The sequence below is a fragment of the uncultured Tyzzerella sp. genome, from assembly GCF_963558545.1.
Lineage (GTDB): Bacteria > Bacillota > Clostridia > Lachnospirales > CAG-274 > Tyzzerella.
In genome coordinates, this window is sequence record NZ_CAUWHO010000001.1 from 1 (window position 1) to 7,818 (window position 7,818).

Sequence of the window (7,818 nt, forward strand, 5' to 3'; positions counted from 1 at the left end):
CCCTTTAATACTTACTATTTTACCCTTTAATACTTACTATTTTACCCTTTAATACTTACTATTTTACCCTTTAATACCTACAATATAGGATTTTTCAACAGCCCTCTAAGCCCTATTTTATGGGCTTTTTAAGAAAAAATTAAGTATTGCTTATAAGCCCTATTTTATAGGCTTTTGAAAGACATTGCGTATTTACCTATATCGCGCGCGCGCTAAAAAATAAAAAAAAATAAGAAAAAATAAGAAAATTCGCGTGCACGCGTGCGTATGTGTATCCAAAATCTAAGCAAGAAAACTCCTAAGTAAAAAAACTGCCCGCATAGCTTGGAAATTTTAAAAATAAAAATGCTTTGAAACAATGAAATATAAGCTTTAAAATAAGTATGAAAAGGAATTGAGCCTTTTTTTACCTTGCTGAAGTTGTATTAAAAATTAAAGTGCAAAAATGAAAATGCAATTTTTTATATGTGGAGGATAAATTTTAATATTTTTTGAATAAATCTTGGTGTCTGCCTATACGATAAAGGCTTAAAATTTTAGTATCTCGCTTATAAATTATTACTAAATCTGCAAAATGTGGCACTCCATATAGCCTTTGTAATCTCCGCTTAACTGATGTGCTTTTAAATGTGGGCTTAAAATATCATCGTTTGCAAGTTGCTTAATAGTTTCATCAATAGCACTTTCGTTTCAACCTTGCTTTAAGGCTAGTCTATAATCTTTTTTGAAAGTGTTTTTAATGTCAATTTTTCTCATTAATCCTCACTCATTAAAGCTTTTTTTGCTTCATCAAAATTATTAAAAACCCCTATGCTTGTTGCATTTTTTAAAGCTTGTAGGGTTTCTTTAGTTAGCTTTTCTTTGTTTTCTTTTAGCTGTTCTTGTAGCTTTTTTTCTTTTTTTTCTGCTAAATTAAGAGCTTTAATAATGTCTTTTCTTGTGGCGTTTTCATACTTAGCATAATTATACATTTTATCCCCTTTTTGCTTAGTTTTTTTGTGAAAGTGTAGCAAAAAATAAAAGAGATTTGATTTTTATTTGTGTGTTTTGTTACATAGAAAATCTAACTCCGCACACGAAAACGATTTTTAAAACGATGAAATAAAAAAGAAAAATTAGCATTACTCGTTAAGGGGTCATTTTGTAAGAAATTTTTAAAGCTGTGTAAAAGTGAAAAATGAATTTTTTAAATAGTTAAGATTTTTAATGCTTCATTTTGCTTTAAGAAAAGAGAGGAAAAAAAGTTAATTTTTTGCCAAAACTTAAACAAAAATCTTAAAATTTTATGCTCTTTAAGCTTTCTAAACTTAAACTAGCTTAAATTACGCTTAATCTTAAAAGGCTTATGTGTGGAAAAATAGGGTTTTGCTGGATAAAAAAATAAATTTGTATTGAAAATTAATGTTTTCAAACTTTTTTTAATTTTTCAAGCTTAAGTCCTTATTTTTCATCTGCACTGGCTATAATTTCTAAGAAAGAATTTTTACTTGAGGCTTTATTGTTGCAAATATTAATCAAAATTTGCTATTAATTTTGTATGAGTAAAAAAGAGAGAATTAAGGCAAAATTAGATTTATTAAAAGTTTTAATTGTTGCAATTTTAACTGCGTTTTTTGGTATCATAAGTTTTACGGCAATTCATTACAAAACTTTAGATTATGTTTTGTCTATTTGCGTAACCATAGGAATTATTATTTTGTTGCTAATTTTAGTCTATCTTGGAATAGACTTCAATAGAGAGCTTGATAAGCTAGAAAAGGAGGAATAAAATGGGAATTTATGTTGCTTTATTTGGAATTTTCGCTTTCGCTTTAGCTGTTGTTTGTTTGGTTAAAATAGTAAAAACTTAAAAATTTTTCAAGCTTAAAGCCTTTTTTATTTGCACTCGCTTGAGGCTTTTAGGATTTTTTGATAAAAATGGGGGGAGGATAAACCCCACTTGATACAAATTTTTAACTTTACACAAAAAAGGCTTTACGACTTCATTTTTTAAAAGTGGTGTAAAATGAAAAATGTAAAAAAGTTTAATCTAAAGCCTATGAACCACTCCTAATTGCAAATTAAGATTTTTATTTTTTAATGGCGTTAGCATATTTTTTAGTCTTCATCAAAAATACTAGCCGTTTTTCTATCCATTGCTTATGCTCCAGTATTTATCTATTGTTGGGCGTGATATTTTAGTATCTTTATGGCATTGTGCCTTTGTGCCTTGTGGGTGTTTTTTCTGCCATTTTTTTACTAGATGTTCTTTTGTAGGCTGTCCTTTAGCTTCTTTATATCTCCATTCGCCATTAGGATATTTTTCGTTTAATACTAAATTTGCAATCAATCTCGCCCTCTTTAAATGTTCGGCTTGTGTTCTGCCATTTCGCCTTACTCTAGGTAAATTTATATTTGTTTTTTTATAGATTGTAGATAATTTCCTGCAATAAGTGCTATCGTTGGGATTATCATAGGTTGCTAAGGCTGCTTTTACATCTGCTTCAGTAAATGGGTTGTCTTCGTGCTTTGTTTTTTTATCAAACTCTGGCAAGAGTTCATAACAATTTTTTACAAGTTCTTCTCTGCTTATATCGCAAACAACTGCTAAAGCACAAAGTTGCTCCATACAATAATAACGAGTTCCGCTAACCGCTAATTTTAAAATTCTATCTTTCCAGCTATCATAAACCGCCCTATTTTTTTTAAATTGTGGCGATTTTCTAGGCTGTTTTTCAATAATGCGTGTTTGATACCATTGCGGGAATTTTTTTTCAGCTTCTGCTAGTGTATATTTAGCTTTTTTGCGATATTCGCTCTCATCATATTTGTAGCATTTTTCAAGGTCATTAATTGTAATACAATTATCGCTAATCTTAAAAGCCATTGCTAAACTATCTCTTTTAGTTCTTGTTCCTACAATCCTAAAAGATTGATTAATACTTTCATATTGAATTTTTTCTTTATTATCTGCGATATGATTCCAAAGGTTGAAAGTCATAGTTTTTTTAATACGAGTTAATTTGATTTGATGATTATCAAACATAGAAAAAGGCTCTTTAAACTTGTAATACAAATGAAGCCCACTACCACTACACACCATATAAGTTGGCATTAAATTTGGTCTTCTTACATCATCTCTAAAACTATATAGAAGTTCTTCTAAACCTTCCCCATTTGGTTTTAAATGGTCTATTTCAACAACTAAAGCATACATATAACGCATATTTTTATTAGTTCTATTCTTTCCAGCATAAGAAATAGGGCTCATCAAGCAAAAATTATCGCTCTTATCTATTAAATCAATCAATTCTGTTAAATCTTTAGTTATTGTAGTTCTTTTCTTATACTTCTCGTTAATTTCTAAAGCAATAGCACCATATTCTCCTACAACATAATCATCTTTACTTCTTTTACTTTCTAAACTAATGCTTGTATTACAAAAAATATCCTCATAAAAATCACAAGCACAAATACTCTCATAACCTTTTAAATCTAATTCATAAGCAAAAAAAGGCAAATAAATACCATTAGAATTATAAAAAGCTTGATTGTCTATATATTCTCTATAACTAAACTTAGACTTACTAAACATTTAAAAAAACCTTCCTCATTCTCTGACTAACAAAAAACTAAAAATTAAAATTAAAGTTTTTAAATTTTAAAAATTCTTTTTCTTAAAAAAATAAACTCATCTTAGCTTATTTAAACTCTTCTAAATATTTAACTTTTTTTTTAGCGGTTTGCTATCCTCTATCGTATATAGGGGGCGTTAAATAACACTATCAATAACTGATAACTTTACATATTATACCACAACAAACAACGATGTAAAGGGGTTTTGATTGATGTCTAAAATTTCATTTTTTTTAGGGGATTTTCTAATAAATTAAAAGGTAAATTAAAAGGCAAGAATTTCATTTAAAAAATACACAAAAAACTGCGTTAAAATCTTGCGATTTTGTAGGGTATTTTTTAAGATTAAGGGGGTATGTGCTACCCCCTAACACCCCCGCAACAATTACTATCAATAAAAGTAAATCCCTATATTACGCTCAAAAAACTTTCTTTTTCTTTTTCGTGGGCTTTTTGTTCCCACTCTTTCAAAATAGCCTTAAGCCTTGCAACTTTGTCTTTTTTGTCTTGCCATTGCATAGTGGGTAATTGCTCTTTTTTTTCTTTCTCGTAAATGGCTTCGGCGGCTTTGTAAATTCCATTTGTTAAAGTCTTTAAAAAATCATCATTGTTAGGGCTTGAAAAAATTATTCTGTGATGAATATCATAAGCGTTTAAAAAGCCTCGATTGTCTAGGGTTATCTTGCCTATAATAGCTAAATCGTGCATAGATTTAAATTCCTTATTCCATAAATAATAATGATGAATAAATATATTAAAGCTTTTAGTTGTTTTGTAACGCTTGATAAGCTCTTTTGTAAAATCCTCACTCATTTGAGAGTTTTTATTTTTAAAGCTTATTTTAAAATGCGTGATTTTCTTGCCTAGTTTCTTTGTAATTTCGTAATTTGTAATTTCTAAATCGCTTTTAGCGTCAATTTCTCTTAAGGCTGGTTCGATGACATATTTATAAATTCTTGTATAGCTATCGCTTATGCTTTTGGGTAATTCTAGCATTTTACATAAGGCTTCTACGCTAAATTCTCTATAAGTCATTTGCCTATAATCTTTTAAAAGCGTGTAAAAGCGTATAGCGTATTTGCTGTCAAAACTTTTAATGTATTTAATTTGGTGTATTTTTGTGAATTGTTTGAGCTCTAAAAGAAAGGGAGCAAGTTCATCATTAAACCGCATTGAAATAACTTGTTCTTTATGCTTGTAGTGCATTTTTGAAAAGATAGGATAGGCTATATAATCGCCATTTGCTTGTTCTATTTCAAAAACTTGTCTTACTAAACGCTTACATAGTTTTATTACTTGCTCTCTATTGTCATTGCTAATATTTAAAGCTTTTAAAAAATCGCTTACGCTTATTTCATATTCTTTAAACTCGCTGTCATCTTTTTGTATGAGTGTGGTAACTTGATAAAAGGTTTTAAGCTCTAGGCTAGTCATTTTAGTTCGTGCGTGAGTGATAGCAGTGCCGACATTGCTTTGATTTCTCGTAAAACCCTCTTTAAGTTCGATGATTTCAGTATTTTTAGCCATTAAAATAACTCACTATGAGAGCCTATATTAATACAGGTTAAAATAAGTTTAGTTTCTTGTTTTTGGTAGATTAAGAGTAAATCGGGCTTTATGTGGCACTCTCTACACTCTTTAAATTCCCCTTTTAATTTATGGTCTTTATATTTTCTTTCAAGCGTTTCATTTTTAGCTAAACGATAAACGATTTCATCGACTAAGTTTTTATCGTTAATAGAGAGTTTTTTATAATTTTTTTTGTATTCTTTCAAAACTCTAATTTCATACTTCACGCATAGCCTTTTTATAGGCATTGAAGTCTTTAAAGCTTTCATATTCGCCATTTTTTAATTGTTGTAAGGCTTTTTTCATAGAGCTTTCTTTTTTCTCTTGTGGAGTTTCATATCTTGTTAAAGAGTATGAAGCCTTTATGCTTTTAGCTAAACTTTCAAAAACAGGCAAAAATCTTTCATCAACTCCATTAATTTCAACATTAAAAGTCATTTTTTTTACTCCATAATTTTCACATTAAATAAAGTTACTTTTCGTGTATTATAGCATAAAATAGTAAATAATAAACTTAAAATTACTTTATTACAACTTTAAATTAAAAAACTTTCTTTTTAAGTTTTAAGTTGTTTTAAGTTCTCTATTTTATAAGGTATATAAACATATTGTAACAAATAAACTTAAGCTTACTTTTTATAAAATCCTTATCAAACTATGATTTTATAGGGCTTTGCATAGTATAAAAAATAAATAGTAACAAATAAACTTAAGCTTACTTTGATACAAAATTTCACATTAAAAAACTTACTTTTCTCATAATTTTCACATTAAAAAACTTACAATAGCACCTTTCAAAGTATGGAAAATAGGGCTTTAAAATTTTCTACATATTCAATACATTAAATCAATATATACATAGCGACATTTTTTGATTTTTCAAAAAAAAAATCATTTGCCGTTTAAGTTTAAGATTAAATCAAAATCTTAAATTAAATTCTTTTTTTATTTTTAAAAATCTTTGAAAGCATTACTGGTAATTTGCTTCTAAAAGCTTTTAAACTTCATAGAAAGAAATTAAACAAATCATTTCACTTAAGAGCATAGATTTCAAAAATTTTTTTTATGTGTGGGAATTTTTAAAGCATTAAGGCTATAAAATGAAAATAGCTTATAAATTAACAAAAATGCCTTTTAAATCAAAAAACTATTATTAAGTAATATCAACTATGCTTTAATAAACTAAAATCGATTTAAACTAAAGCTAGATAGCTTAAAAAATGTTTATCTTTCAAAATATGAAAACATAAGCATTTGATGAGGTTAAAGGCTTTGAAAGTATTACACAATATTATTCTTAAAAGTATCAATCATTTTAAAAAACGCTTCTTTATTTTTAGCGTTGAAAGTTTGTCCTATGTCATAAATTAAATTTTCAAATTCATCTCTTATAAGTCTTACTGCCATAAATTTTAATTCTTTATAATCGAAAGAATTTGCCTCATAAAGCATATTTTCATACACGAACCTAGCTTTATTTTTTACCATATTGTGTGCTATTCTTAAATATTTGTCCTCTTTGGTTTCTATTTTTTCGCTTTCTTTTGCTAGTTTTTGCATATCGATATTTTCAGGTTTAAAAGTAAAGGTTATACCGATAACCTTGCCTCCTCTGCCCCTTGTGCCTTTTTGTTTTTCTTTTTCATAAGCAAGATTTTTAAAAGGCACTCTGATTTGGTCGAAAATATTGCGTTCTTTGGTAAGCTCTTTAAGGGCTGGTTTTAAAATAAATTTGTCTATATCTCCAGTCGTTTTATTTTCAGGTATATCCATAATCCTACAAAATTCTTCCCACTCAAAATAAGCTTTGCCTGTGGTTCTGTATTGCTTTAAAAGCCTGTAAAGTGTTTTTGTGTATTTACCACTAAGGGCGATAAATTCATTTAATTCAAAAGCGGTAAAATTTTGAGTAATATTATTGACTAAATAGGCAAATTTGGGATTTACTATTAACACAATACGATTAAATAATTTGCTCGTATCGTAACCATCATTAGGATTTCTTTTAACATAATGAATTTGCATTTCTTGAAAAAGATTAATCGTTTTGTCTATGATTTCGGTTTCAGTTTCTATGATTTCTCTAAAATTTGCTTTAAAAAATTTTAATTTCAAACTATCCATTACATCTGTAAGATATTGCCTAGAATTTAATTTTTCGTTAATTTTTAAATCGTTAGGAAATAGCTCTATCATATTTCCAAAACCTTTATTTTTTACTTTTGATAGAATTGTTATTAAAAGGTCTTGTTCTATCTCTGTAAATGCTGGTAGTTTTATTTTGTTAAAGTCGTTATGATATTTAACTATTTCTTTCATACGATTGCCTTTTTTGCAAAATTTCCACCAAAGGCAAGGGGCTTCTCTGCCCCTGCGGTCTTATTTTGCAAAAAATACCACCATTTTCAGCCTAAAAAGCTTCAAATTTAGGTAAAATGCTACTTTAAGACGCTTACTATGTCGTTTCATAGTATGTCCTAATAGTGGATTTCCGCCAAGAGTGTTAAAACTCAAGGCGGATTTTTTATTATATCTTATTTTTTGGTATTTGTCAATAATTTTACCCTTTAATACTTACTATTTTACCCTTTAATACTTACTATTTTACCCTTTAATACTTACTATTTTACCCTT

The 7,818-nt window shown here is 28.1% G+C and carries 8 protein-coding genes; 1 reads left to right on the forward strand and 7 read right to left on the reverse strand.

Features of this window, described 5'->3' with window-relative positions; genetic code table 11:
• Nucleotides 1-561 precede the first annotated feature (561 nt).
• Both R5Z65_RS10200 and R5Z65_RS00005 read right to left on the reverse strand, forming a co-directional pair.
• Nucleotides 562-678 carry a type II toxin-antitoxin system YafQ family toxin gene (locus R5Z65_RS10200; RefSeq protein WP_369124028.1) on the reverse strand — a complete coding sequence of 39 codons (117 nt, stop codon included), beginning with the start codon at nucleotides 676-678 and terminating at the stop codon, nucleotides 562-564.
• A gap of 77 nt (nucleotides 679-755) precedes the next feature.
• Complete coding sequence (locus tag R5Z65_RS00005; protein WP_289775185.1) at nucleotides 756-971, reverse strand: hypothetical protein; 216 nt, start codon at nucleotides 969-971, stop codon at nucleotides 756-758.
• Between the two features lie 566 nt (nucleotides 972-1,537).
• Here R5Z65_RS00005 and R5Z65_RS00010 point away from each other — a divergent pair.
• Nucleotides 1,538-1,768, forward strand: coding sequence for a hypothetical protein (locus tag R5Z65_RS00010; RefSeq protein ID WP_289775184.1), 231 nt, complete (start codon nucleotides 1,538-1,540; stop codon nucleotides 1,766-1,768).
• Between the two features lie 360 nt (nucleotides 1,769-2,128).
• Here R5Z65_RS00010 and R5Z65_RS00015 read toward each other — a convergent pair whose 3' ends face one another.
• The 5 genes from R5Z65_RS00015 to R5Z65_RS00035 all read right to left on the reverse strand — a co-directional run bounded on the left by R5Z65_RS00015 (nucleotide 2,129) and on the right by R5Z65_RS00035 (nucleotide 7,503).
• Nucleotides 2,129-3,574, reverse strand: coding sequence for a hypothetical protein (locus R5Z65_RS00015; protein ID WP_289775183.1), 1,446 nt, complete (start codon nucleotides 3,572-3,574; stop codon nucleotides 2,129-2,131).
• A gap of 449 nt (nucleotides 3,575-4,023) precedes the next feature.
• Entirely contained in the window at nucleotides 4,024-5,142 is a 1,119-nt protein-coding gene (locus R5Z65_RS00020) for a replication initiation protein (RefSeq protein WP_317366253.1), read from the reverse strand.
• A complete protein-coding gene (locus tag R5Z65_RS00025) occupies nucleotides 5,142-5,390 on the reverse strand; it encodes a type II toxin-antitoxin system YafQ family toxin (RefSeq protein WP_317366255.1) in 249 nt (82 codons plus the stop codon). The genes R5Z65_RS00020 and R5Z65_RS00025 overlap by 1 nt, the downstream gene beginning before the upstream one ends.
• Before the next feature lie 10 nt (nucleotides 5,391-5,400).
• Complete coding sequence (locus R5Z65_RS00030; protein WP_289775181.1) at nucleotides 5,401-5,622, reverse strand: hypothetical protein; 222 nt, start codon at nucleotides 5,620-5,622, stop codon at nucleotides 5,401-5,403.
• Between the two features lie 843 nt (nucleotides 5,623-6,465).
• Nucleotides 6,466-7,503 carry a replication initiation protein gene (locus R5Z65_RS00035; protein ID WP_317366257.1) on the reverse strand — a complete coding sequence of 346 codons (1,038 nt, stop codon included), beginning with the start codon at nucleotides 7,501-7,503 and terminating at the stop codon, nucleotides 6,466-6,468.
• Nucleotides 7,504-7,818: the final 315 nt, after the last annotated feature.

Excerpts from the sequence above, each read along its gene's own strand:
- R5Z65_RS00005 (WP_289775185.1), bottom strand. The coding sequence starts at position 971 with ATGTATAATTATGCTAAGTATGAAAACGCCACAAGAAAAGACATTATT.
- R5Z65_RS00010 (WP_289775184.1), top strand. The coding sequence starts at position 1,538 with ATGAGTAAAAAAGAGAGAATTAAGGCAAAATTAGATTTATTAAAAGTT.
- R5Z65_RS00015 (WP_289775183.1), bottom strand. The coding sequence starts at position 3,574 with ATGTTTAGTAAGTCTAAGTTTAGTTATAGAGAATATATAGACAATCAA.
- R5Z65_RS00020 (WP_317366253.1), bottom strand. The coding sequence starts at position 5,142 with ATGGCTAAAAATACTGAAATCATCGAACTTAAAGAGGGTTTTACGAGA.
- R5Z65_RS00030 (WP_289775181.1), bottom strand. The coding sequence starts at position 5,622 with ATGACTTTTAATGTTGAAATTAATGGAGTTGATGAAAGATTTTTGCCT.
- R5Z65_RS00035 (WP_317366257.1), bottom strand. The coding sequence starts at position 7,503 with ATGAAAGAAATAGTTAAATATCATAACGACTTTAACAAAATAAAACTA.